General features: G+C 59.4%; 22 protein-coding genes, 1 tRNA gene and 1 other RNA gene. 9 read left to right on the top strand and 15 right to left on the bottom strand.

The window, feature by feature from the left end; translation table 11 throughout:
• The first annotated feature begins 73 nt into the window (after positions 1–73).
• Positions 74–2374 carry an LTA synthase family protein gene (locus DW732_RS07640; protein ID WP_118099217.1) on the top strand — a complete coding sequence of 767 codons (2301 nt, stop codon included), beginning with the start codon at positions 74–76 and terminating at the stop codon, positions 2372–2374.
• A gap of 306 nt (positions 2375–2680) precedes the next feature.
• Here DW732_RS07640 and bilS read toward each other — a convergent pair whose 3' ends face one another.
• The 3 genes from bilS to DW732_RS07625 all read right to left on the bottom strand — a co-directional run bounded on the left by bilS (position 2681) and on the right by DW732_RS07625 (position 7073).
• Positions 2681–3217, bottom strand: coding sequence for a flavodoxin family protein BilS (bilS, locus tag DW732_RS07635; RefSeq protein WP_233539401.1), 537 nt, complete (start codon positions 3215–3217; stop codon positions 2681–2683).
• Positions 3218–3359: 142 nt separating this feature from the next.
• Entirely contained in the window at positions 3360–5219 is a 1860-nt protein-coding gene (locus DW732_RS07630) for an ABC transporter ATP-binding protein (RefSeq protein ID WP_118099216.1), read from the bottom strand.
• A complete protein-coding gene (locus DW732_RS07625; RefSeq protein ID WP_118099215.1) occupies positions 5220–7073 on the bottom strand; it encodes an ABC transporter ATP-binding protein in 1854 nt (617 codons plus the stop codon). It abuts the gene before it with no gap.
• Positions 7074–7282: 209 nt separating this feature from the next.
• Here DW732_RS07625 and DW732_RS07620 point away from each other — a divergent pair, with 209 nt between their 5' ends.
• A complete protein-coding gene (locus DW732_RS07620) occupies positions 7283–8272 on the top strand; it encodes an LPXTG cell wall anchor domain-containing protein (RefSeq protein ID WP_118099214.1) in 990 nt (329 codons plus the stop codon).
• Between the two features lie 315 nt (positions 8273–8587).
• Here the strand turns inward: DW732_RS07620 and ffs are convergent.
• An RNA gene (ffs, locus tag DW732_RS07615) (signal recognition particle sRNA small type) lies at positions 8588–8683 on the bottom strand.
• Positions 8684–8812: 129 nt separating this feature from the next.
• Positions 8813–10594 carry a tRNA adenosine(34) deaminase TadA gene (gene tadA / locus DW732_RS07610; protein ID WP_118099213.1) on the bottom strand — a complete coding sequence of 594 codons (1782 nt, stop codon included), beginning with the start codon at positions 10592–10594 and terminating at the stop codon, positions 8813–8815.
• Between the two features lie 51 nt (positions 10595–10645).
• On the opposite strand from tadA, the gene DW732_RS07605 reads away from it, so the two are divergent.
• Positions 10646–10735, top strand: a tRNA-Ser gene (locus DW732_RS07605).
• A gap of 3 nt (positions 10736–10738) precedes the next feature.
• Here the strand turns inward: DW732_RS07605 and DW732_RS07600 are convergent.
• Entirely contained in the window at positions 10739–11335 is a 597-nt protein-coding gene (locus DW732_RS07600; protein WP_158551327.1) for a TetR/AcrR family transcriptional regulator, read from the bottom strand.
• Between the two features lie 199 nt (positions 11336–11534).
• Between DW732_RS07600 and DW732_RS07595 the strand changes: the two genes are divergently transcribed.
• Positions 11535–12086 (top strand): LemA family protein, encoded by a 552-nt coding sequence (locus tag DW732_RS07595; RefSeq protein ID WP_199406608.1) that lies wholly within the window; start codon positions 11535–11537, stop codon positions 12084–12086.
• Between the two features lie 117 nt (positions 12087–12203).
• On the opposite strand, the gene DW732_RS07590 is transcribed toward DW732_RS07595, so the two are convergent.
• Genes DW732_RS07590 through DW732_RS07575 form a run of 4 tightly spaced genes read right to left on the bottom strand, consistent with a single transcriptional unit; the run spans position 12204 to position 14916 of the window.
• Positions 12204–13127, bottom strand: coding sequence for a type I restriction enzyme endonuclease domain-containing protein (locus DW732_RS07590; RefSeq protein WP_233539400.1), 924 nt, complete (start codon positions 13125–13127; stop codon positions 12204–12206).
• The gene (locus DW732_RS07585) at positions 13088–13723 is read right to left on the bottom strand and encodes a type I restriction endonuclease (protein WP_118099233.1); all 636 of its coding nucleotides are present in this window, start codon (positions 13721–13723) and stop codon (positions 13088–13090) included. Before DW732_RS07585 ends, DW732_RS07590 begins: the two co-directional genes overlap by 40 nt.
• Positions 13724–13732: 9 nt before the next feature.
• Complete coding sequence (locus tag DW732_RS07580; protein ID WP_118099211.1) at positions 13733–14728, bottom strand: YhcG family protein; 996 nt, start codon at positions 14726–14728, stop codon at positions 13733–13735.
• A gap of 2 nt (positions 14729–14730) precedes the next feature.
• The gene (locus tag DW732_RS07575; protein WP_118099210.1) at positions 14731–14916 is read right to left on the bottom strand and encodes a hypothetical protein; all 186 of its coding nucleotides are present in this window, start codon (positions 14914–14916) and stop codon (positions 14731–14733) included.
• Between the two features lie 159 nt (positions 14917–15075).
• On the opposite strand from DW732_RS07575, the gene DW732_RS09890 reads away from it, so the two are divergent.
• Complete coding sequence (locus DW732_RS09890; protein ID WP_158567381.1) at positions 15076–15219, top strand: hypothetical protein; 144 nt, start codon at positions 15076–15078, stop codon at positions 15217–15219.
• Positions 15220–15466: 247 nt separating this feature from the next.
• Here DW732_RS09890 and DW732_RS07565 read toward each other — a convergent pair whose 3' ends face one another.
• Positions 15467–16519 (bottom strand): branched-chain amino acid aminotransferase, encoded by a 1053-nt coding sequence (locus DW732_RS07565; protein WP_117734869.1) that lies wholly within the window; start codon positions 16517–16519, stop codon positions 15467–15469.
• 334 nt (positions 16520–16853) lie between these two features.
• Between DW732_RS07565 and DW732_RS07560 the strand changes: the two genes are divergently transcribed.
• Positions 16854–17306: a helix-turn-helix domain-containing protein gene (locus DW732_RS07560; protein ID WP_138340479.1), complete on the top strand. Its 453-nt coding sequence runs from the start codon at positions 16854–16856 to the stop codon at positions 17304–17306.
• Positions 17307–17438: 132 nt separating this feature from the next.
• Complete coding sequence (locus DW732_RS07555; protein ID WP_118099207.1) at positions 17439–19082, top strand: serine/threonine-protein kinase; 1644 nt, start codon at positions 17439–17441, stop codon at positions 19080–19082.
• Positions 19083–19151: 69 nt separating this feature from the next.
• Here DW732_RS07555 and DW732_RS07550 read toward each other — a convergent pair whose 3' ends face one another.
• Positions 19152–20348, bottom strand: coding sequence for an SPFH domain-containing protein (locus DW732_RS07550; RefSeq protein WP_118099206.1), 1197 nt, complete (start codon positions 20346–20348; stop codon positions 19152–19154).
• A gap of 12 nt (positions 20349–20360) precedes the next feature.
• Positions 20361–20984, bottom strand: coding sequence for a hypothetical protein (locus tag DW732_RS07545; protein ID WP_118099205.1), 624 nt, complete (start codon positions 20982–20984; stop codon positions 20361–20363).
• A 168-nt stretch (positions 20985–21152) separates the two neighbouring features.
• Here DW732_RS07545 and DW732_RS07540 point away from each other — a divergent pair, with 168 nt between their 5' ends.
• A complete protein-coding gene (locus tag DW732_RS07540; protein WP_118099204.1) occupies positions 21153–21965 on the top strand; it encodes a DUF6591 domain-containing protein in 813 nt (270 codons plus the stop codon).
• 91 nt (positions 21966–22056) lie between these two features.
• Here the strand turns inward: DW732_RS07540 and DW732_RS07535 are convergent, their stop codons facing one another.
• Entirely contained in the window at positions 22057–22704 is a 648-nt protein-coding gene (locus DW732_RS07535) for a DedA family protein (protein ID WP_118099203.1), read from the bottom strand.
• A gap of 224 nt (positions 22705–22928) precedes the next feature.
• Between DW732_RS07535 and cysE the strand changes: the two genes are divergently transcribed.
• On the top strand, positions 22929–23633 hold the full coding sequence (cysE, locus tag DW732_RS07530) for a serine O-acetyltransferase (RefSeq protein WP_118099202.1): 705 nt from the start codon (positions 22929–22931) through the stop codon (positions 23631–23633).
• 107 nt (positions 23634–23740) lie between these two features.
• Here cysE and DW732_RS07525 read toward each other — a convergent pair whose 3' ends face one another.
• The gene (locus DW732_RS07525; protein ID WP_118099201.1) at positions 23741–25747 is read right to left on the bottom strand and encodes an ABC transporter ATP-binding protein; all 2007 of its coding nucleotides are present in this window, start codon (positions 25745–25747) and stop codon (positions 23741–23743) included.
• Position 25748 lies beyond the last annotated feature (1 nt).

Genomic DNA, 25748 nt, shown 5'->3' with positions numbered 1-25748 from the left:
TGCAGCGCATATCTTGCTAACAATCGGGTAAACCCCCGCTTTCGTAGGTTTTAAGTTTGTGAGGAGTCTCAGCATGTTCGCAGCCGCCATCTCGCTCGTCGGTCTTGCGGCGACCATCTACCTTGTCTTGCGCGAGGCCAAGGCCATTCGCGCTCAGTCGGGCACCGTTGCCAAAAGCGCTCTTGGGTGGAGCGGCGTCTTCGGCCTGTTCCAGCTCTTTTTGACCATTTGGGGCGCCATTGGCCTCGTCGCCCAAAACGAGCCGCTCGCCTTTGTGATGCTCATCCTGACCAACGCCATCCTTACCGGCTGCGCCTGGGCCAGCATCGCCCGCGACCGCATCGCCCCGCGCGTCTTTGCGTTCGCCGGGCCCGACGCCCCCGCCCCCACCGGCAAGCTCGCCCGCCTGCGCGGCGCCTTTGTGGGCAAACCGCTCGTCGCCGCCGTCCTGTGCCTGCTGCTCGCCGGCGTCTTTGCGCTGCTGGGCATGGAGGTCTCGTCCAACCACGACTTTACCTGGGTCTACCCCCTATGCATCCTGCTCGAGTGGGCCATCATCACCGTGCTCATGGTCGGCCTGTTCTTCCTGTTCCAGCGCCATGGCGCAGCTCCGGCCGTCCTGGCCTTTGCCCTCTTTATCCTGGGCATTGCCGAGTTCTTCGTCATCACGTTTAAATCCATGCCCATCCAGCCGGGCGACCTTTCGGCCATCTCCACTGCCGCCGCAGTCGCCGGCAACGGCTACACCTTCTCCATCTCGCTGTTCTGCGTGCTGTCCATGGGCTTTACCGCCATCGCCATGCTGCTATGCGAGTACGCCGGCCTGGTGGCACCGCACCGTCAGAAGGGTGCCGCCAACGCCAAGCGCATGCTGCTCACCAACCTGCTCGTGGCGGTACTGTGCCTGGGCGGCGCGACCGCACACGTCACGCTCATCGACTACTACAACACCCTCGGCATCACCGTCTACACCTGGCGCCCGCTCGAGAGCTACTGGCGCGAGGGCTACCTGCCTGCCTTTATTAGTGCGGCACAGTCCATTAAGCCGCCCAAACCCGCCGACTACTCCGTCGACGATGCCAAGGCCACGCTCAAAAAGTACGCCAAGGCCTACGACAAGTCCAACGCGGCCAAGAGCGACGAGCGCGCCGCCGCAGAGGAGCAGTTCGACAGCGAGAAGCCCACGGTCATCGCCATCATGAACGAGACCTTCTCGGACCTGTCGATCTATCAGAACATGCGCGCCGGCTACGAGGGTCCGCAGTACTTTAAGAGCCTGTCCAACTGCCTCAGCCGCGGCAAGCTCTATGTAAGCGCCTACGGCGGCGGTACCGCCAATACCGAGTTTGAGTTTATGACCGGCAACTCCATGGCCAACCTGGGCTCGGGCGTGTACCCCTACACCATCTACAACATGGAAACGACTGGGAACCTGGCAGAGCAGTTCAAGTCGCTCGGATATTCCACCACGGCCATGCACCCCAACCACGCGACTAACTGGAACCGCGAGAACGTCTACAAGGACTTTGGCTTTGACCAGTTCCTGTCCATCAACGACTTCCAGGGCGCCGATACCCTACGCGGCATGGTGACCGACCAGGCTACCTACGACAAGATTCTTGAGCTGCTCGACCAGAACGCCGATCCGCAGTTTATCTTCGACGTGACCATGCAGAACCACTCGGGCTACGACACGGGCCTGCTGCCGGTCGACAAGCAGCTGCACCTGAACATCGACACGACCGACCTGGACACCAAGACCGTCGAGGACGGTACGCTCTCCGATGTCGACGAGTATGTTTCGTGCATTGAGCAGTCCGACCAGGCGCTGCGCTACTTCCTTAACGCCTTGAGCAAGCTCGACCGCAAGGTGGTCGTGGTGTTCTGGGGCGACCATCAGCCGTTCTTCCCGTCCAAGTTCAACGATAAGTGGTTTACCGACGAGGACGACGCCACGCACCAGGAGCGCTTGTGGCAGACCGATTACATCATTTGGGCCAACTACGACGTTGCCGGCTGCGACCAGACGAGCGAGGTCGACGACCTGTCCACCAACTACCTGTCTACCCAGCTGATGCAGCTGATCGGCGCCCCGCTGACCGACTACCAGAAGGCGCACATGACGCTGCGCGAGTCGCTGCCCGCTATCAACTCCGTGGGCTACGAGGACGCCAGCCTGCGTTGGGCGCTTTCCTCCAACGTCACCGGTGACGACGCCGCTGCCGCAGCCGCCACCAAGGCGCGCGAGGATTACGCGAAGATGCAGTACTACGAGATGTTCCGCGACGGCAAGAACGTGTACACCGAGCACTTCCAGACCGAGGCCAACGAGACCGACCCCAACCTGGCACCGGGAACAACCAAGATTAAGTAGCGGGTCGCTCATAACTGAAACGTCTGTCCGGACGGAGGCATATAAGGTTCCCTGCTCGGACAGTCCTGCGCAAGACGGAGGCCACATTAAGTGGCCTCCTTTGCGTGCGGAACTCGCGATGAACCTTATATGCCTCCGCCCGGACAGACGCCCTGTTGCTGGAACGCGGCTTGTCATCGGGGTGATGGAAAATGTCGCCCCAAACGCTTGCAGTGGTTGCGTCCACAAGTGTCAAGAAAAAAGCCTCGAGAATCTCGAGGCTTTCACATTTGTATTGTTTTGCACGAAGGACCGCGAACGGCGAAGCTACTCTCCCAGCACGGCCTTCTTGGCGGCTGCAGCCATGTTGTCCAGGTCTTCCTTGGTGGGATGGTCCTTCGCGGCAACCCAGTTGTCGAGCAGCATCTTAAATCGGACGTTATCGGGATCTTGCTCGAGCATGGCCTCGTAGCGCTGCTTGACCGCGGGGCCCATCTTGCCCTGGCACATCGCCCAGCCCGCAAGCTCGGCATCCCCAGCCAAATTGGAAGTTACGCGATCAATAATCTGCTGGTAATAGCTCTGGTCGGCGCCAAAACCGCAGGTGCCAAACAGGAAGACGCGCTTACCGTGCAAGGCGGAGAGCAACGCCGCGACCGAAGGCGTGCACGCGCCCTTGTCGCACCAAAAACCGACGAGCACCGTGTCGGCCGCGCAGGCGCCCTGCGCCTCGAGCTCAACCTGATCTGCGTCCGCATCGTCGCTCAACGCCGCAGCGTGGACAAACTCAACGCCCGCAGCCTGCAGAGTGCGCTTGATCGCACCCGAAACCATCCTGGTATTACCGCTCTTGCTGTTAACCACCAAAGAGCACGTCGTAGTCACGTTGCCTCGTTTCCCCCGAAACTCGAGCCATTAATGCAATTTATTAGATGAATATCTTAGTACTAACGTGACAGATGTAAACCACCGTCTGTCGATTGATTAATTCGCCCCACGGGCTTGCTCACTGGGCGAATTGGCTGCGGTAGAGCTCGGCGTAGAAGCCGTCTGCCGCCAGCAGCTCGTCGTGTGTGCCCCGCTCGATAATCTGGCCGTCGCGCATCACCAGAATGCAGTCGGCGTTGCGGATGGTGCTCAGGCGGTGCGCCACGACAAAGCTTGTGCGACCTGCCATAAGCTCGTCGAATGCCGCCTGCACCTGCAGCTCGGTACGCGTATCGATGCTCGACGTTGCCTCGTCCAGCAGCAAGATCGCCGGGTCGGTGAGCATGACGCGCGCGATGCACAGCAGCTGCTTTTGACCCTGGCTAAACGTGCCGCCGTCCTCGCCGATTACCGTGTCGTAGCCGCCTGGCAGCTGCACGATAAACTTGTGCGCGTGCGCGCGCTTGGCGGCTTCGATGACCTGCTCGCGCGTGGCTCCTGGGCAACCGTAAGCGATGTTGTCCGCCACCGTGCCCTCGAACAGCCACGTATCTTGCAGCACCATACCAAAGGCGCGGCGCAGGCTTGCGCGCGTGTAGTCACGCGAAGACCGGCCATCGACCATGATGCGTCCGGCATCGATATCGTAAAACCGCAGCAGCAGGTTGATGAGCGTCGTCTTGCCGCAGCCCGTGGGACCGACCAGGGCAAAGCGCATGCCGGGCTTGGCCTCGATGCAAATATCCTGCAGCAGCTTGCGATCGGGCACATAGCTAAAGTCCACATGCTCAAAGGCGACCTCGCCCTGCGGGGCGGCAAGCTCCACGGCATCTGGCGCATCGGGCTCTTGCTCGCGAGCGTCGAGCAGCGCGAACATGCGGCGCGCCGAGGCGTACGCGGTCTGGATCTGCGTAATGACGTTGGTGACCTCGTTGAACGGCTTGGTGTACTGGTTGGCATAGGACAAGAAGATCTGCACGCCGCCCACCGTAAGCGCCGCCGGCACGCCCGTGATCACGCCCACGCAGCCGATCACAGCGACCACGGCATAGATGATGTTGTTGATAAAGCGCGTGCCGGGGTTGGAGAGCGAACCCATAAACTGCGCGCGCTCGCCCGCGGTGTAAAGCTCGGCATTGAGGGCATCGAAGCGCTGCTGGACGTTGGGACCATAGGCAAAGGCGTCGACAAGCTTCTGCTCACCCACGTATTCCTCGATATGACCGCCAAGCTGACCCTGAATGCGCTGTTGAGCCGTAAAGCTCTTGTTGGAGAGCTTGGCGATGGCGCCGGCGGCAAAGATGGAAAGCGGCGTGACGAGCACCACCACGAGCGTCATGGTCAGGTTAATGGAGAGCATAAACGCAAGCGTGCCCACGATGGTGATGACGCCGGTAAAGAGCTGGGTAAAGCCCTGCAGCAGACCGTCGCCAACCTGGTCGACGTCGTTGACCACGCGGCTCATAAGGTCGCCGTGGGCATGGCTGTCGATAAAGCCGAGCGGCATGCGGCTGAGCTTATCACTCGCCTCCACGCGCATGTCACGCACCGTCTCGTAGGATAGGCGGTTAACGCAGTAGCCCTGCAGCCACTGGAAGGCCGCGGCTCCCACCACGACGAGCGCGAGTTTGGTGACGAGCGGCAGCAGTGCGTCGAAATCCACCTGGCCCGCGGCAACAATCAGGTCGATGCCCTCGCCAATGAGAATAGGTGTGTAGAGCTGCAAGATAACGGAAATGGCGGCACTCACAAACGACGCCGCAAACGAGACGCGGTGCGGGCGAACATAACCCATCAGGCGACGGGTCACCGCGCCCACGGGATAGCGCTCAGGGTCGCCGGGCTGGCGCGGGCCGTCACCCAGGTCGTTGAGCTTGTCGTTGCCGGACACATTGGCCGTCATCGTGGCGACCGAACCGGAAGAAGTATACGGATTCATCTAGCAGCCCTCCTTTGCGCAGACGGATGCGGGAACGGTTGGGGCGGACGTGGGCGCCGCACTCCTCTGCTGGCCCTCGAGCTCCTCGCGGCGCAGCTGCGACTGGCAAATCTCGCGATAGAGCTGGCAGCTTGCATACAGCTCGTCATGCGTGCCCAGACCCGCGACCGAGCCGTGGTCGAGTACGCAGATCATGTCGGCGTCGCGCACGGTCGAGACGCGCTGGCTTACGATGACGGTCGTCAGCGGCAGCCCGCCCTCGGCGGCACCGCGCACGCTGCGCTCGCGAATGGCATGGCGAAGCGCCGCGTCGGTCTTAAAATCGAGCGCCGAGGCGGAATCGTCCATGATCAGGACCTGTGGCGAACCCACCAGGGCGCGCGCGATGGTCAGGCGCTGGCGCTGGCCACCACTAAAGTTCTTGCCGCCCGCCTCGACCGGGGCATCGAGCCCCTGCAGCTTGTTGCGCACGAACTCGCTGGCCTGCGCCATATCGAGCGCCGCCCAGAGCTCCTCGTCGGTTGCCGCCTCGTCGCGCCAGGTCAGGTTGCTGCGGATGGTGCCGCTCACCAGCGACGCGCGCTGCGGTACGGTCGCAACCACATGGCGCAGCTGATCGAGCGGCCAAGTGCGCACGTCGGTACCCATCACGCTCACACTGCCGGTGCCCGCATCATACAGGCGCGGAATAAGCGAGACGAGCGTGGACTTGCCGCTGCCCGTGCCGCCGATGATTCCGAGCGTCTTGCCCAGCGGCAGCTCCAGGGTCACATCGTCGACGGCATTTGCCGCGCCCGCGCCAAACGAAAAACTCGCATGGTCAAAGCTCAGTGCGGGGGCCGGGGCGCCACTTGCCAGGTCACCCGGCCTGGGCAGCGCGACCTGCTGGTTGTCCCCGTCCGTGATGCTCGGCACGCAATTGAGCACCTCGTTGATACGTGACGCACTGGCGCTCGCCTTGGTAAAGACCACGACCAGGTTGGCGACATACACGATGGAGGTGAGGGTCTGCGTCATGTAGTTCACAAACGCCATGACCTGGCCCTGCGTGAGCTCACCCACGTTGACCTGGATGCCACCCACCCACAGGATGGCGCACACGCCTAGGTTCATCACCAAAAACGTGACGGGGTTGAGAATCGATGAGAGCTTGCCCACCGCGATGGCAGTATTGGCCTGGTCATCGGCGGCTTGGGCAAAGCGCTCACGCTCGTGGTCCTCGCGCACGAAGGCGCGAACCACGCGGACGCCCGAAAGACCTTCGCGGCAGATAAGCGCGATGCGATCGAGCTTTGCCTGCAGCTGCTTGTAGTAGGGAATGCAGCGCGCCATGACAAACCAAAACACCAGGCCAATGGCGGGTGTGCAAATCAAGAAAATCACGCCAAGCTTAAGGTCGATGGCGAGGGCCGCGCACATAGAGCCCACCGCCAAGAAAGGCCAGCGGATGAGCATACGCACGCCCAGCGCCACGGCGAGCTGAACTTGGTTGACGTCGTTGGTAATGCGCGTGATGAGCGACGGCGTGCCGAAGCGGTCGAGTTCGGCATAGCTCAGCTTGTTGATGTGCTCGTAGAGCGCACCACGGATATCGGTGCCCATGCCCTGTGAGGTGAGCGCCGCCATCTTTTGGCAGACGAGCGTAAACGAGATGCCGATCACAGCCATGGCGCCAAGTACCATGCCGTAGTGGATAACGGCATTCACGTCGTGCGAGCCAATGCCCTTATCGATCATCTGGGCAATCACCAGCGGCGTCAGCAGGTCAAAGATCACTTCGATCAACTTGCACGCAGGGCCGATCACCATATATCGGCGAAACTTACCACCAAAACGCCTGAGCAACTCAATCATGTATAGGCGCTCCCTATCATCATCCACATTCAATTCGAACCATGATAGTACCGCCACCCCAAAAGAAGCGTAAACAACTCGTCATTTCTAACGGGATTCAGTTTTCAGAGGAGCATACGCGCACACCCAGCCAGTGGCGGGCCAATCGCTTGGTTTACTTACATTAGTGCTACCAAGTTAGTCGCCGACCCTTGAAATGAGGTGCCGAGATGAACGACATTCTCGCGAGAAGAGCAAGACGAACAACCTTGGGCATCGCCCTTTCCGCGGCACTTATCGCGGGAATCGCCCCTGCAACGGCGATCGCGGCGGAAACCAGCTCCCCCACCGGTGCAGTTGCCTTGCAGACGGAAGACGCGGCCGCCGCAAAAGAAAAAGCGTATGCAGCCATGCAGGAAGCGCTCAAAAACCTCGAAGCCGCAAAAGACGCCGCAAGTCCCGAGAAACTTGCGGAAATCGATGATGACATTGCCAGTTTTCAAGAGATCCACGACATGGTGGTGACGGAAGCCGCCAAACGGAGGGAACCCCTTCCCGCCATGCAAGCGAACGTCGATGCAGCCCAAGCCAAATACGATGAGGCCCACAACCGGACAAGCGGCCTTCAGGCAGAATTAGATAAGGTACTCAAGGAGCTCGGCGACGAGGCGCCCAGCACAGCTATTAAGGAGCATATTAAGCAGTTGCGCAGTGAGATCATGGCGGCAGAAAGGCGAGAAGAATCTTGTGAAGATGATCTTCACCGCTACCAACGCCGGCTCGAAAGCCAGGAAAAACAGGTTCAGTATTTCGAAAGTGAGGCAGAGGAAGCTAAAGCCCACATCGACGAGGACATAGCCAAGCGAAATGCACTCCTCGGCGATTTGGAAAAGGCGCAAACGGCCTATGACGACGCCTGCAAAGCATACGAAGAGGCGAAAGCCGCGGCAGACAAGGCCACCTCGCCCGAGATAACGAAACCCGCCGAGACGACAAAACCCTCCAGCTCAGCGCAGCCGGCCGAAACGGCACAGCCCGCCAGCTCGCCCGCGACCGGCAAATACGCTCCATCGAGCTCCACCAAGCAAGCAGATACGACCGCCGGCAAGCTCGCGAACACGGGCGACACAGCACCGAGCGCAATCGCACTCGCAGGAATCACCGCCGCAGGACTCGGAATAACCACCGCAGCCACACGCCGCATCAAGAACTCAAAATAGCTGCCAGAGCATATCGCTCCCACCAATCTACAAGCCCATAGACAAAGAGGCCCGTTTCCCCAACCAAAACCAGAGAAACGGGCCTCCTTACTTGTAAAAACAGATGGCAACGCCGCCGTCTCTTGAACCACGTAGCCATTGATGTCTTGGCGCAGTCAGCGAGCGCCATCCAGAGCGAACAAGTTGGCATGAAAAAGGCAAGGCATAGACCTTCTGGTCATGCCTTGCCTTTTGAATGACAAATTGTCGCTCTGGGTGGCGCGCAGCGTCGAGCATTGCGCGGTTTGGTAAAACCGCGCAAAAAGAAAGCCCGTGCGCTCGATGGATTCGGATGCCCGACAGAGGCTCCTTATGGCTGCTTCCTTCCGGACCTGACCAGATTCGGAACATGTCGTCATCCGAACCCATCGAACGCGCTAGGCGCTCGATATATCTTACCCGCTCCCGCCCGATGGGGCAAGACAGCCAATTTGGGACGGGGCTTTTTTGACTACTTTTTAACTGATGGGTAGTCAAAAAAGCCCCAAAATGACTACTTTTCTAGAGGCGGCCGAGGTCGTAGGCTCGCGCGGCAGACTCGCCAGCGCAGATGAGGTTGGTTGCGGCTTCTTGCGGATCGAGTGCCCGCTCCAGGTCCATGGGCTTGCGACAGATCGGCAGGACAAGGTCGATGCCCTGCTCGTACACCGCATCCAGGTTGTCGGCACGACCGCCCACGACGGCAACAACCGGCTTGCCATAGCGCTTGGCACGGCGGGCCACGCCCACCGGCGCCTTACCGGCGGCGGATTGCTCGTCCATATTGCCCTCGCCCGTTATGACCAGGTCGACATCGCGTACACGCTCGTCAAACCCCACGAGATCGAGCACCGTCTCCACACCCGAGCGTAGCTCCGCACCGAGTGCCAGCAACGCCGCGCTCAAGCCCCCGGCAGCGCCCGCGCCGGGCACGCCGAGCACCGAGCCAAATGTCCGTGCGCCCTCGGGTGTGCGCAACAACCCCTGGGCTCGAGCTCCGGCAATCGCAGCGTCGAGCAAGCGGCCGTAGCCGACCATCCAGCTGTCGCACCTGCGCAGTGCCTCGACGTCGCCCGTCGGCAGACCCTTCTGTCCGCCGAACACCGCCAATGCGCCCCGACGCCCCACGAGCGGATTCTCGACATCGGAAAGCACCACGACACGCGCGCCATTCAGTGCCCGTAGCGCCGGTACCAAATCGATACTCGCCACGTGTTCAAGGCCCGCGAGCCCCGGCGCGATATCGCAGCCACGGTCATCGACAAGACGCGCGCCCAGCGCCTGCAGCATGCCGGCGCCACCGTCGTTGGTGGCACTGCCGCCCAGACCAATATAGATAGTCTTTGCCCCAGCACGGACTGCGCGAAGCATGAGCTCGCCCACGCCATAGGTTGTAGCAACCAGCGCCGACGACTCCGTGCAAGGCGAGTACCCAATGCAGGCCGCCTCGGCCATCTCGATGACCGCGGACTCGCGCTCGCCGTCCACCAGCATCCGGGCAGACACGCGTTCGCCCAAGGGACCTGCCACCTCGCAGGTCGAGAGCTCACCACCGCATGCGGCGATAGCATCGAGCGTTCCCTCGCCACCATCTGCCAGCGGCAACGCGGCCACCTGGGCATCGGGCCAAACGCGGCGCACGCCTTCGGCAACGGCCTCCTCTGCCTGCGCACTCGACACACTGCCCTTAAAGGAGTCGATCGCCAGCAGCACGCGGCGGGGCCGGCGGCACGCGGGGCCAAAGTCAACCGCCGCGCCAGCATCCTCTTCGGCACACGCGAGCGCCTCAGCATGAGCGGCATGCGCCTCAAGATCGGCCCCGCAACCGCAGCCAGCACCATCGGCGTCACGCAGCCCACTAAAATAGTCGCTCAACACCTCACAACACTCATCCGCCAGCACGCCGGCATGTACGTTAAACCGATGATTCAGGCGCGAATCGGCATTCAGGTCATACAGCGAACCCAGAGCGCCCGCCTTGGCATCAGCCGCGCCATACACGCAGCGTCCTACGCGCGCGTTAACCATAAGCCCCGCACACATGCAGCAGGGCTCAAGCGTCACGTAGACCGTACAGTCGGAAAGGCGCCAGCGACCGAGCGACCGAGCGGCAGCGCACAGGGCCGCGAACTCTGCATGCGCCGAAGGGTCCTGATCGAGCTCGCGACGATTATGCGCCCGCGCGACAATCTCACCCGCGCGCACCACCACAGCGCCAATGGGCACCTCGCCCACCGCAGCGGCGGCGCGAGCCTCCGCCAGCGCCTCGCGCATGAACTTCTCGTCGATTTCGGTGATCGTCATCGTTCGCCTTCCCTGTTGCAAATTCAAAACGATGCTATCATTACGACTCACGGAGAGATGGCAGAGCGGTTGAATGCGGCGGTCTTGAAAACCGTTGAGCGCGAGAGCGTTCCGGGGGTTCGAATCCCCCTCTCTCCGCCACTTTTAGTGATGCACCGGCGTCATGGTTCGCTCGAACAGCGCATCGACCACGTCGGCCATCTCGGGTCGACGCTCGAGGTCGTGACCCGACTCCCACCATATCGTGAAAAGTCGAATAATACCGCCGGCGACAAACTCAGACGTCGTCTCGAGCGACACGGGGGCCAGGGCATCCTCGGCAAGCACGTTCATCACACGCTCGCGGATGGAGCGGGCAATGCGGTCGCAAATAACGTTGGTCAGCATGCCCGACATGCTGCTTGCCAAAATGTTATCCATGAGCTGCTCGTGCGCCAGAATCAAATCCATGGCATCGTCCAAAATCGCGTGCCGAAGCGCGCGCACGTCCTCGGCAGACACTGCGCCGGCCTCATCGGGCTGTTTTTGCGGCAAACCCGACATAAGCTCATCGATATAAAAGGCAAAGTAATCGTTCTTGTCGCGAAAGTGCTTGTAGAACGTCGTGCGGCGAATCATGGCGCGGTCGCACAGCATGGCAACCGTCAGGTCCTCAAATCGATGCTCCTCGAGAAGCTCGGTGAAGGCATCGAACAGGGCGCGGTAGGTTTTCTTAATGCGAAGGTCCACTGGTATCGCCATCCTCAGGGTAAAGACAACACTCGTCAATCTGTCGCATATCTTACACCTGTACCTCGCGCGCTTTGCCCCGGTGCCAACCCCGCCGAAAACATAACGCTTACCGGAAAGTTCGGCACGACAAAACGTTGCGGGTATACTAGTAGCGTTATACCAACGGCAGCTGGCGCATGCCGCCGCGGCCATTCGAAACGGAGACATCATGCTTCCCGTCATCATCGGCATCGTTGTTGTTATTGTGATTGTCTGCGCCATCGCCGGCATCTACAACAACATGGTCACCAAGCGCAACCGCATCGATAACGCATGGCAGAACATCGATACGCAGCTGCAGCGCCGCAACGACCTGATCCCCAACCTAGTCGAGACCGTCAAGGGCTACGCCAAGCACGAGCAGGAGACGCTCTCCGCCGTGATCAGCGCGCGTAACACCGCCGTCAAGGCCACCACGCCCGAGGCCAAGATGGAAGCCGACAACGTGCTGACCGGTGCGCTGCGCCAGCTCTTCGCCGTAGCCGAGGCCTATCCCGACCTTAAGGCAAACACCAACTTTACGCAGCTGCAGGCGTCGCTCGAGGATACCGAGAACAAGATTAGCTATGCACGCCAGAGCTACAACGACTGCGTGCTCAGCTACAACAACGCCATTCAGACGTTCCCGGCTGTCATCTTTGCCGGCATCTTCCAGTTTAAGGAGCGCCAGGGCTTCGAGGCAGCTGAGGCCGCCCGCCAGACCCCGACCGTCAAGTTCTAAACAACAAGGCAGAGTCTTAAGCCAGTTCATCAACCCTTTGGGACCCAAGGCACAAACCTTGGGCCCTTTTCGTATCCACGCACAACGCGCGGCCAAAAGGCCGGGCGCCATCTTTATTCAGATTAATTGTTGCCTGTTGCGACAACGTCGTTCCCGCAGGGCGGAGAGCAAGTTCCCTCCCGGCGCACTCCGCAGGACGCAAGAAGCCCTCGCCGCACGAAGTGCGCAGCGAGGGATTCTTGCATGTCCGAGGACGCGCCGGGAGGGAACTTGCTCTCCGCCCGAACAGGAAAGGATAATTACGCGACGGTGTAAATTGTCCATGATGAGATGCTTATGCTTGGCCCGGGTAAACTCCTGCCCCAGACGCCCAAAGTCGATGCCGCTTATATCAAAGCGGGTACGCTCCTTTGCCTGATCGGACGCCTCGCTCACCTCGATATGAGCGCTCACGATGTCGCGCACCTGATGCATGAGCTCGCTGGTATCGACAGCAGCGCGACGCTGGTTCATTAGGTTGTACACTGCGCGCATCGCATCTCGCCGGCAGGCAACGTCTTCGCCCACCTCTTTCCTGGTCACAAAGCGGTAGAGCTTAAAGAGCATGCGGCACATGATACAAAAGCGCTTCTTGGTCTCGTCGGTGGCGCTCATAGCACCGGCGGCGTCTTGTATTGCCTCGAGCTTTCCAAAGCCGTCTGCGGCGAGAAGTGTTTCCAACTCAAAGCCCTGATCGCTCATAAAAGAAGTGATCTGCCCCGTCAGCTCCCCAATACGCCTGACAAGCTCCTCCTTATCCACCACTACATCGGCCGGATCGCGGTCGTCACCTAAATCGCGCGTGTAGTCGGCCAGTGCCTGCCGCAGCGCCTTCACCACGCCCACGTAGTCCACGATAAGGACGTTGCTCTTACCCTCGGCCACGCGATTGGCGCGCGCGATGGCCTGCATAAGGCCGTGCGCCTTCATGGGCTTGTCGAAGTACATCACCGATAGGGGCTTCACGTCAAAGCCGGTGAGCCACATGGCACACACGAACACGATACGAAGGGGATTGTGAAGTGAAATATTTGCGGGATGGCATCCTGGTAGTCGGCATAATTGTCGCGGTAGGCGCGCTCCACGTCCTTGTCCTGGCGCTTGAACTCCATGAACACGAGGGGCACGCCGTTAACGAAGCCCACCAAATCGCAGCGCCGGCGGTGCAGGGGGCCGTGCACCCACAGCTCTTCTGCGGCCACGAAGCGGTTCATCTTGGGATGCTCGAAGTCAAACACCTGCGCAAGCTCGGTGCGGGGTGTGCCGTCTGCGTTTAGCTTGCGCACGGGAACGCCGTCGCGCAGCATGTGGTACTTGGCCTCGTTGATCTGAAGCAGGGAATCCCCCACAAACGCATGCTCGAGCGTTTTGATCGCTTCAGCGACGTCGGCTTCATCCATCCATTCGTTAAGCTCGGTCAGTGCACTTTCCAAATCGCGCCTAAGCAGCACGTCATGATAGTTCTCACGCCCAAGCGTGCCATGCGGCCCAAGCACTTCCTCATCGAAGCAGTAATGGACGTCCCACCCAAGTGTCGCGAGCAGATTGCCTGCTGGTTTCTGTACAGCCTCTTCTTCGGAGTAACGGTTCTTGGACATGACAAGCTCCTAGATTCTTGCCTGCAGGTCTTCCGGCGTCGGTAGGTATTCGAGGTATTGCTCCGGCAGCACATCCCCAAGTCGATATTCACTCACGCCTATGGGTGCTGCAATGTCCCTGATCGAGTATTCAGCCACCACATTATCTTTTTCTTTACAAAGCAAAAGACCAATCGTGGGGTTGTCCCCTTCGTTAGCAAGCTCACCATCCACGGCAGCAACATAGAAGCTCAATTGTCCGGTAAACTCCGGTTTGAACTTCTCGTTCTTTAACTCAATGACCACATAGCTTCGCAGTTTGACGTTGTAGAACAATAAGTCTATGTAGAAGTCCTCTTGGCCGACCGTTAGGTGATACTGCCTCCCCATAAACGCAAAGCCTGTTCCCAACTCCAACAAGAGCTTGGTCACATTGGAAACCATCTGCTCTTCGATGTCGTGTTCCTTTAGCCCTTGTTTAGCAGTGATGAAGTCAAAAACGTACGGATCTTTGAGCACTTGTTGAGCAAGCTCACTTTCAGGCGCGGGCAGAGTGCGCGTAAAATTGGTGGCCTTGCCCGCGAGCGCCTGACGCTCATAGAGCTTTAAATCGATCTGATGGTCGAGAACGGCTTGCGACCATCCATTTTCGACAATGGCATTCCTATACCATTCGCGACGGGCGCCCGGTTCAGTCTTGTCCAGGAGCTTCACGATGTGTCCCCAGGGAATTGTGCAATAGCCATTGCACAATTCTGAGTCAACCTCGCGCGCAAACTTTGCCATGTACTTGAGACTGCGGACAGAAAAGCCCTTGATTCCGGGGAAAGCGGAGCGGATGTCTTGCGAAAGAGTGTCGATGAATTTGTTGCCCCATTCGGAACGCGCGACAACCTCATTGCCGATAAGCCAGTACATACGCACCATTTCGGAGGATGCTTTTTGCACAGCGTTGGCGCGTGCCTGATTGACGATAAGGACGATGTGATTAAAAGCGTCCTTGTACTCTTCGTTGTTCATCAGCATGGCTAGACCTCGATCTCGCCGGACATGAGTTTGGTGAAGCTCACGCCCGTAAGCTCGGCGGCCTGTTTGGCCACGTCGCGCATGTTCTTGGGTATGCGAACCGTAACCGCCACGTTTTCGCCCTCGACCAAATAGGCCTTAAGCTCGCTTTCCGTGACGTTCCCGTCGATGAGGTCTGCGTAGCGCACGGTTCCTCCTTGCTTGCATGATGCAATACAGTATGTGGGCTCAATTTTATCAGACGTAGTAATGCGCAAAATGGCACTGTATTTACCGCACGAGCCATGGTCGCGGGGTCGCGCGCTTACGCAGCGGCGGTAAACCCAGTGCCTTATAGTGAACTCATAATGGACAGCGGCATCACCCTGAGCTCGAGCGGCATCGCCCCCGACCGCTTCATCGCCGTTTTCCACACGGGCCTGGGAGTCTCCCTACTCCTAGCCGGCCTCATCTTCGGCCGCAACTACGGCAAAGCCTTAGCAGCAGAGTAAACAGAGCGCACGGTCCACATATACAAAACGCGCGGCCAAAAAGGCCGCGCACCATCTTTCATTCAGACCCATCATTACCCGTCGCGTAGGTGCCGGGCTCACGCAGGCCCGAGGGCGACCTTCCTTTCCGGCGCACTCCGCAGGACGAAAGAAGCCCTCGCCGCACGAAGTGCGCAGCGAGGGCTTCTTGCATGTCCGAGGACGCGCCGGGAGGGAACTTGCTCTCCGCCCGAACAGGAAAGGATAATTACGCGACGGTGTAAACCCAGTCGTGCTTATCCTCAACAGCACCAGACTGGATGCCCGTCAGGGTCTCGCGGAGCTTCTTCATCACAGGGCCGATCTCGGTGTAGCCAGCCGGGAAGGTCACGGTCTCGTCGGCACCGTAAACCTTGTTGTCGATCTCGCCGACCGGAGAGATGACGGCAGCGGTGCCGCACAGACCGCACTCAACGAAGGTGCCGGCCTTGACCTCGGCCCACTCGACGGGACGCTGGTCGACGGTCATGCCCAGATCCTCGGCAACCTGAACGAGCGAGCGACGGGTGATGGAGGGCAGGATGGAGTCGGTGTGCGACTGCGGAACGACGAGGGTGCCGTCCTCCTTCACGAACAGGACGTTCGCGCCGCCGGTCTCCTCGACATAGGTGCGGGACTCGGAGTCGAGATACAGGTTCTCGGCATAGCCCCCGCGATGGGCCTCCATCGTGGGCTTGAGGGACATGGCATAGTTAAGGCCGGCCTTGATGTTGCCGGTGCCGTGCGGTGCGGCGCGGTCGTACTCGGAAACGCGCAGCTTGACGGGCTTAAGGCCACCCTTAAAGTACGGACCGACCGGGGTCACGAGAATACGGAACGTGTACTCAGGAGCGGGAGCCACGCCGATCACGTCACCGGAGCCGATCATAAACGGACGCACGTACAGGGTTGCACCGGAGCCGAAAGGCGGAACCCAGGCGGCGTTGGCAGAAACGACCTGCTTGACTGCCTCAACAAACTTGTCCTTGGGGAACGGGGGCATCTCGAGGCGCTGGGCAGAGTTATACATACGCTCGGCGTTCATGTCGGGACGGAAGCAGACGATGCTGCCGTCCTCGGCGGTATAGGCCTTCAGGCCCTCAAAGACCTCCTGGCAGTAATGGAAGATGCCGCCGCACTCGGAGACATGCAGGGTGTGATCGGTGGTCAGGCCACCCTCGTCCCACTCGCCATCCTTCCAATGAGCCTCGTAGCTGTAATCGGTCTTCATGTAGCCAAAGCCAAGGCTACCCCAATCGATATCCTTCTTCTCGACAGCCATATGTCGCTCCTTACATACACAGTTGCATACTCGCGAACCCGCACGCAAGGACCGAGGCCGACCGCGTCGCAACGTCGCACGCCCGGAGCGTAGAGCCGGACGGGACACGCGAACAGCATCAAAGCCGATGGCACGTCGATTCGCATGCACGAGATTGTACTCCCCGCATGCGTTGGATAAAACGTTTTTCTTTAACTAACTAAAGTATTTTCATTTGCTTCGGGATTCACCAGGGTAAATAGGCATCCTCCAAGCCGCGGCGTCCACTCGCCCCATGCGCCCCGCGACCGCCCTATCGATATACTCTAAAGTCGAGACGATGATTGGAGCCCCCTTGGCAACTCAAAACAAACGCGAACACTTGACGGAAGACCTGCTCAAGCGGCTGTTGGCCAGTTCGAGCATCGACGCCTATCTTGACGAAGGCGAAACCGTCGACCAAACGCTTCCCTCGTACTTGCGCTGCCTCATCGACGAGCGCCGCATCAAGCGCTCGGACGTCGCGCGCAACTCGGGCCTTAACCCGACCGTTGTGTACGACATCTTTGCCGGCAAAAGCCGCCCCGGCCGCGACCACGCCATCATGTTGGCACTCGGCATCGGCTGCACGCTTCGAGAGACGCAGCGCCTTCTGAGACTCGACAGCGTCGCCGAGCTTTGGTGCAAGGATCGCCGCGACGCCATCGTCATCTGGTGCATCGAACGCGGCATGAGTCGCGCTTGCACCGATGACGAGCTTTACCGCTTGGGCGAAAAAACGCTTCTGGGAACCAACCCACTCAAATAAACGCCCACGTCTGTGCGAGCCCCGTAACGCTATCCTCTCCATACGCGATTCAGTTGCCAACTGAACAAACAGAACAATCGTTGTCATATCATTCTTGGGGCATTTGCCCAGCTACCATGAAGGGAGGACGGCTTGAACGACAACCAGCTCATGCATGCCATGAGTCTTGACGACACCTATCGCGTCGAGCAGGTGCTCGCGCGCGGCGAAGACGGCATTACCGAACTCGTCACGATTGACGGAGCCGGTCCCTTCGTGCGAAAGAAGATTCGACAGAAGCTTGCCCGCCGCAATGTATGGTCGGCACTCACAGAATGCAGTTCGCCCCGTCTTCCCCGCGTCGAGGCGACCTACGAACTACCCGAGCACTTTGTTGTCGTCTACGACTTTGTGCCGGGTCGGCCGCTTTCCAAAGTTATCGAAACCGATGGGCCGTTGACGCCGGAAGAGGCAACATCGCTTGCCATCGAGCTTTGTGAGGCGGCCGAGGAGCTCCACAGACACGGTATCGTCCACCGTGACATTTCCCCCAACAATATCGTGGTTGCCGCGAACGGCGCACACCTCATCGACCTCGGTATTGCCCGCATGCGCGTCGAAGGGGCAAGCAAGGACACGACTTCCCTTGGAACCTGGGGGTTCGCCTCACCCGAGCAATACGGTTTTGCCCAGACCGACGCGCGAAGCGATGTCTACTCCATCGGACGCGTTCTTGGCTTTGCGCTTACGGGCATCCGTCCTGATGACGAGGCTTACGAGCAGATTCTTAAGAAGCATCTTGATAATGCACCCGCGACGCTCGTCCATGCCATCACGCGCGCCTGCTCGTTTGAGCCAAGCGCGCGATTCCAGTCTGCGGCAGAGATGGCAGGGGCGCTCTCCGGCTCGTCTCGACCGGGAAACGATAGGGCATCTTCTGGCACAGATGGGCAAACCGACCACGCCCAAATAGCGGCGGGCACGCATGCGTCTAAGCGCAACCCAGACAAAAGCAGGACGCGGACCTTTGGCGGCTTGTTGCTAAAACTGGCACTCGTCACCGCAATGCTTGCCGGGCTGATGGCAGTCGGCGCGATTGCCATCTCGACGTTCTACGCCGGCCGAGAAAGCAACAACGGGCCCACGTCCTCATCGCAAGCCGGCCAGTCTGACGGCGTTTCGACATCCAAAAAAGCAAATTCGGCAAGCGATGCCAACCACTTGTCCGCCGAGCTCTCGATCGCGGAATCAGGTTGGTCGGTTGACGGGCACGGATACGTCCACTTTGGCATCGGCCTTAAAAACTCCGACGGCCCCGCCGCCATCGCATTTCCCACCATTAAGGTCTACGGATACGACGCGAATGACAACCTGATCTTTACGGATGAGAAAACCTACAGCGCCATCGAGCCCGGCCAGACTGTCTACTTTGGCGATCAGACGGGAAATGGCACCGCTCCCGCGCGCGTTGAGTTCGAGGCAGTCACACCCAGCGGCGTTGCACTTGCCACCGCCACCGAAGCACCGGTGTACGAAATTTTAGATAGCACCGAATCCGCTGGGGCAGACGGCATGCAATCATTCTTGGCAAAACTCAAACTCCAAAGCGCCCCGAGCGGCTTTGATAAGACCCAAGTGTTCCTATCGGCTATCCTGCGCAATAAACAAGGCAATATCGTTGCCGGCTATAACAATTTTTGCGGCTGCCCCTCCGTCGGCTCGACGGTCCCTGTTTCGATCGACGTCAACAATCCGCCCACGCACGCAAGCTGTGATATTTACGCAGCCCAGTGGTAAGGTCCGGGGTGCCGCGAATAATTCCGCAGCACAAAGAAGGACCGGCATCGCGCCGGCCCTTCCGTACTTCTACAGCCCTAGAATCTCACGCTTCTTGGCATCAAACTCCTCTTGCGTCAAAATCCCGGCATCGAGAAGCTCTTTGAATTTCTTTACGGCCTCTATTTGATCCTCAAGCGTCCGTGCGGACTCGGCACTGTCCCCTGGCGCCCCCTTGGGCTCCATCGTATCCGGCGTACAGACCGCGCCCGCGACGCCTTCTACAGAAGCGTTACGGGGGTTGAGCATTCCCGCCAGCCCCATGCCGAGCACCATGCCGCCCGCAGCGCCAAACCCGTTCTCGCGTACGCCCTCGGCAATCATCTGCTGAGCCGCCACATCGGCTGCCTGCTTAGAAACCCCCTCGTAAGCGTTAACATCCAGCTTCTTTTTCGCATAGCTCTTGATAAGCTCGCGCGAGTCATCGGAGAATTCAATGTTTTCGATGGCGACTTGCACAAGTTTGATGCCAAAGCGATCTTGCCATGACCCCGCGTTATTACCCTCATCCAGGATCATATGGCGAATTTCGTTGACGTGTGACGGCAGCTGCGAAATTCGGACCTCGGACGACAAGGCATTCGTGGCCACGATGAACGAAGCCAGAAACTCTGCAATCAGCATGCTCCGTGCGCGCGGGTCGTCAAACGAATAGCTATAGACGTTCGCAGGAAGAAAATTCCTGATAAAACGCTCGGCATCCACTACCTGCAGTGACAGCTGACCATACGCGAAGACCTCAAGATCTGCGCCGTAAAACAAGTCGTTATACGCAAGCGGTCCACGCGTGCCGAACCTGATACCGCGGATTTCGCGCAGATTGACAAACGCCACACGCTTCTGCGACGGCGACATGCCCGCATAGCCGACACGACGCGCCGCCTGTCCGAGAACCATTTTGAGGACGCCCTGCTCTTCACGATCGTGGTCATCAAAAAGCGACGCTTCGCCGTCGCGATACTCAAAACCGCCCGGTTCCGTTATAACTTGCTCGATGCCCGCCTGACTAAAAATAAACGCCGCGGTGTTCTCGGGAACAAAAATGAGCGAGCCGTTGGACAGAACGTCACTCGATCCGTAGTTTCCGCCGCGCCCGTTTTGCCCAACCTTACGCACCCCGGGAGCAACCACGACATGCTCGTCAAAATGACCAGCCGTGACAATATCTTTCCATTGATCGGCGAGTACGCCACCGAGCGAGTCGATGGCAACATTCACAATACCCACAGCCACCTCACCCTACAGCACAAACTTGGTATCGCAGTACGAGCAAACGATGCCCTGGCCTTTGCGTCCCGCGACGGGCGCATGGCATCCGGGACACTTTGCCGTCGCCTTTGCGGCCATCTTCTCGGCATGAGGCTTTTGCACCTTCAGAGAAGCACCCAAGGCACTGCCAATGGAGTCGCCAACTGCCCCGACAACGCCCACGGCACCGTCTACAAAATCGGCAATCTCTGCCGCTGTACCTGAGGGAAGCTCCGAAGTATCGATGGCATCGATGTTGCCCGCCGCCGCGCGGCGCACACTTTCGGCCCAACGGTCGGCAAGGCGCTTGCCGCCTTCGGTAAAGCTCACCGTAACGGTCTCCTCCGAAAATGCGACTCGCAGCACCGGCGTACTATTCACACGCGCTGCGATAGTCTGGGGGACATCCGCCGAGCACAGAATCGAATCGAGCGGGCAGCGCTTGAGATAGCGTCGAGTTTTAAACAGCCCCTCGGAGACCGTTGCGACCAAGATTAGATTCATATTTGTAAGCACGATCTCATCGAGAGCCTCGCTACCAGAGCCAACGCCCAAGCGCACATTCGAGGTCTGCATGATGATGAGTTCGCCGGGTGCCAGATTGTACTCGTCCACGCCGTCATCCCCCGTCCAACGTTTTCCTCCCATCCTAAACACCAGGCAAATAATTTCATCAGCTGCCAACTGAATTTCTCACCAGATTCAGTTGGCAGCTGATGAAACCCCCGCAGCCCACAGCCACAATTCGAAGCAGTGTCATCCATATCAAGGGAAGGAACAACTATGGATTGGGAAGCTTCAGGCAGCGGGGATAATGGCGTCCCCCAAACGGTGTCGACACCCGATGGCAAGCCGCCCAAAGGCAAGAAGAAATGGCCGATCGTTCTGGCAGTGCTTGTTATCCTGATTATCTTGGCACGTATCAGCTCATGCGTGAGCGGCTGCGGCTCTTCGGGCCCATCAAAGACCGCCGACACGTTCACCTGGCCCAGCAGCGGTCTCGCGACCGAACTGCCCAAGCCCAATACAAACAAGGGCGAGATATACGAGAACAGCTCCGACTCTTTCTCGGCAACGCTGAAAGAAGTCTCACAAGCGGACTACGATAGCTACATCAACGCTTGCAAAGAAGCTAGCTATACCGATTTCTCGGGCGAAGGCACCGATGATTTTGAGGCAACGGCACCCAGCGGAGCAAAACTGACCTTGTCCTACTACAGCAGCTCAAAGTCCCTCGACATCGAGCTCGAGAAGCCGCAGGACAGCAGCGAGCAGGCAGACGCGGCCGACGATACCGATGCGGCAGCCGCTGATTTGCAGATCGAAACCGCACCGGCCGCATCCTCTTCTGACTTCCACGCCATGATGGACGGCTACGAACAGTTTATGAATAGCTACGTCGAGTTCATGAAAAAGTACGAGAATTCAGACGACACCGCATCGATGCTTGCCGACTACGGATCGATGATGCAGCAATACAGCGATTGGTCGCAGAAATTTGACAGCGTCGATGAAAGCTCGCTGTCCGCCGAGGATCAGGCTTACTATCTCGAGGTCCAGGGGCGCGTTCTACAGAAGCTGAGTGAGGTCCAATAGCCTCGCACTCAACGCCACACATCGTTCCCACAACAAAAAAGACCCGCCATCCAAAGTGGCGGGTCTTTTTGCACCAATCGGTTTTAGACGCCTACGCGTTCTTTTTGCCCAGCTTAGCCTTAACCAGACCGACCACAGTCGGGATGATCGACACGGCAACGATACCAACGATTAGCAGCTCAAAGTGCTCCTGCACAAAGGGAATGCCGCCAAAGAAGTAACCCAGCAGCGTAAAGACCGTCGACCAGGTAATGCCGCCCAGCACGTTAAAGATGACAAAGTTGCGCCAGTGCATGCCGCCCATACCGGCGATGAAGGGCACAAAGGTGCGGATAAACGGGAAGAAGCGACCCAGGAAGATGGCCAGGTGGCCCCACTTGTCCAGGAAGTCCTCGGACTTTTTGATACGCTCAGGCGTCATGGCCTTGACCTTGCCCGAGGCGATAATCTTTTGGCCAAAGAAATGACCGATCATAAAGTTGCACTGATCGCCCAAGATAGCAGCCGTCCATGCGACGGCCAGCAGGGCCACGATGTTAAAGCCGCCGTTGTGGGCAAAGAAGCCCGAGGCGAACAGCAGCGAGTCGCCGGGAAGGAACGGGAAGAACACCACGCCCGTCTCGACAAAGATAATCAGGAACACGCAGCCGTAGGCCATAAGCGGGCCGGCGGCGATCCAACTGGCGATCGCGGTGCGCGGGTCTTTGAGCAACTCGGCGATAAAATTAATGAAACCCATGAAGTAAAACCTCTCAGTTGTGGGCGCGGATACGTCCAAGTTGACCAGTATACGGTTGCGGCGCCTCCTCGTGCGCAACCCCACAAAAGCATGACTCCATTACCAGCAAGTATGCATAACTGACACCTGTCACGCTAAGCCGTGAAAGATTGCTCTTCCTAATCCCTAGCGAATCGCTATACTTTATTGAATCGCATTGCCATGGCGCTAAGGGAGGGCGGCCAGTGAGCTTTATCAATACCATTCGCGAGGACATCAAGACCGTCCAGGCGCAGGACCCCGCCGCGCAAAACGGTCTGGTCATTTTTCTTTCGTACCCCGGTCTTCACGCCAAGTGGAACCACGTGCCCGAGCACTGGCTGTGGGAACATGGGTATCGCTCGCTCGCCCGTGTGCTCTCGCAGCTCACTCGCCATATCACCGGCGTCGAAATTCACCCTGCCGCGCAGATTGGCAAGCACTTCTTTATCGACCATGCCATGGGCGTCGTCATCGGCGAGACCACCATTGTGGGCGACAACTGCGTACTCTATCAGGGCGTCACGCTCGGCGGTACTGGCAACGAGACCGGCAAACGCCACCCAACGCTCGGCAACAACGTCACCGTGGGCACGGGCGCCAAGGTGCTCGGCAACATCCGCATCGGCAACAACGTCAAGATCGGCGGCAACTCGGTCGTCGTTAAGGACGTCCCCGACAACTGCACCGTCGTGGGCGTGCCCGGGCGCATCATCAAGCGCAACGGCTGCCGTGTGTTCGAGGAAAGCTTCGACGCCAAACAGCATCGCGAGTACATGCCCGACGATGCCGCCGAGCAGAGTGCCCTCAACCGCCAGGGCATCACCGAGAATGCTCGCCGCGTCAAGGAGCTCGAGCGAGAGGTAGCGGAGCTCAAGGCCCTCGTCGCCAAGCTCGTGGACGAACGCTAGGGCTGCGAACGGTACAGACCCGCATCAACGCAAGAAGGCGCGCCAGGGAATCAATCCCCCGGCGCGCCTTCTTTTCGATGTGACAAGGGGACTGTCCCTTTGTCACATTATGCGAACTGACTCAGATAGAGGTCGGCATAGGCACCCTCGGCAGCCAGCAGTTCCTTATGCGTGCCCTGCTCGATAATGTTGCCATGGTCCATGACCAGAATCAGGTCGGCATCCACGATCGTCGACAGGCGATGCGCGATTACAAAACTGGTGCGCCCGCGCATGAGCGCATCCATGGCGCGGCCGATGGCAAGCTCGGTGCGCGTGTCCACGCTTGAGGTCGCCTCGTCCAGGATGAGAATCGCCGGGTTGTTGAGCAGCACGCGTGCAATGGTCAGCAGCTGGCGCTGGCCCTGACTAATGCTCTCGGCATCGTTGACCACCCGCGTGTCATAACCCTGCGGCATGGTACGCACAAAGAAGTCGACCTGCGCGGCGCGCGCAGCCGCCACGATCTCGTCGCGCGTCGCCTCGGGACAGCCGTAGGCGATGTTCTGCGCAATCGTGCCATCAAATAGCCAGGCGTCCTGCAGCACCATGCCAAACTGCTGGCGCAGCTCGCCGCGGTCCATACGGCTCGTGTCCACGCCGTCGAGCGTAATGCGGCCACCGTCGATCTCGTAGAAGCGCATGAGCAGGTTGATGAGCGTGGTCTTGCCCGCGCCCGTGGTTCCCACCACGGCAATCTTCTGGCCCGGCTCAGCGGTAAACGACACATCGCGCATGAGCGGCTTATCGGGCGCATAGCCAAAGCGCACATGCTCAAAGGCGACGCGGCCTTCCACGCGACCCGGCAGCTTGGCGGCCTCGCCTGGCTGCGGATCGGCCTCCATCTCGGGCTCATCGAGCAGGTCGAACACGCGCTCCGCGCTCGCCAGCGCGCTCTGCAGCGAGTTGAAGGTAAACGAGAGTTGCGTCATGGGCTCGGACGCCTCGTAGATAAACTGGAAGAACGCCTGGAACACGCCGACAGTCATATGACCGGCAACCAGCATGCTGCAGCCCACGAGCGCGATCACGATCTGCGCCAAACGGCCGATAAAGCGCACCGCGGGGCCGACGGCGTTAATCATAAAGTCGGCCTTGGCGCTCATGCGCGCCAACTCGTTCGAAGCCTCATGCACCTCGGCAGAGCTCTGGCGCTCGCGGTTGAACGCGCGAATCACCAGGCGGCCCGAATAGCCCTCCTCGACCGCACTCGTAATCTTGGACACCCACTCCTGGCGCTCGCCCGTCACGTCATGCGTGCGGCGCGAAACCACCTTGGTCACCAGCAGCGACACCGCCGTAAAGCCCAAAAAGACGAGCGTGAGCTCGACGCTGAACACAAACATCATGCTCACAGCGCCCACAACCGTACCGATCGACACGAGCAGCTGCAGCAATCCGCGCTGCATGCTCTCGGACATCTTGTCCAGGTCGTTGGTCGCGCGGCTGACTACCTCACCGGGGCGATGCGCATCAAAGTAAGCGAGCGGCAGACGGCTGAGCTTTTGCGCGATGCGGTTGCGCAGGCGCAGGTTGAGGCGCTCAGCAACACTCGACATCAAAAAACTCTGCAGTGCATAGAACGATCCGGCGGCCGTCCAGATTAAAAAGTAGATGAAGATGGTTCTGCCGCAGCTCTCCCAGGTGATGTTGAAGGTGGTGTCGTTGGCAAACGCCACCTGTATATGGCCCCACAGCTCGTCGATAACATGAGCGCTATATGCCGGCGCGGCGGTGTTAAAGATGACGTAGAACACGATGCTCACGAACACGATATAGAAGCGCCAATGGTCGCCGGTAGCCTCGTTCCACAAACGGCGCACCGTCGCCCAGGTATCCCGAGGCGTCTCGTCCTCGTCTTCGTCATCCACGTCGCGCATGCGCTCTGCCTCGGCGCGGGCACGCTCATCCTCGGCTCGTTCGTTTTCCTCGTACAGCGCTTGGCGACGAGCCTCGCGCTCGGCCGCCGCCTTGGCGGCATCGTCCAGCTCGGGTACCGCGGCAGCCGTTTCCTCAACCAGTCCCGCGGCAGCGGCGTCATCAACGCCGCCCTGCTTCTTGAGCTCCTCGGTCATG

The sequence above is a fragment of the Collinsella sp. AM28-11LB genome, from assembly GCF_003469895.1.
Lineage (GTDB): Bacteria > Actinomycetota > Coriobacteriia > Coriobacteriales > Coriobacteriaceae > Collinsella.
This window is presented reverse-complemented; position numbering and strand designations above follow the sequence as displayed.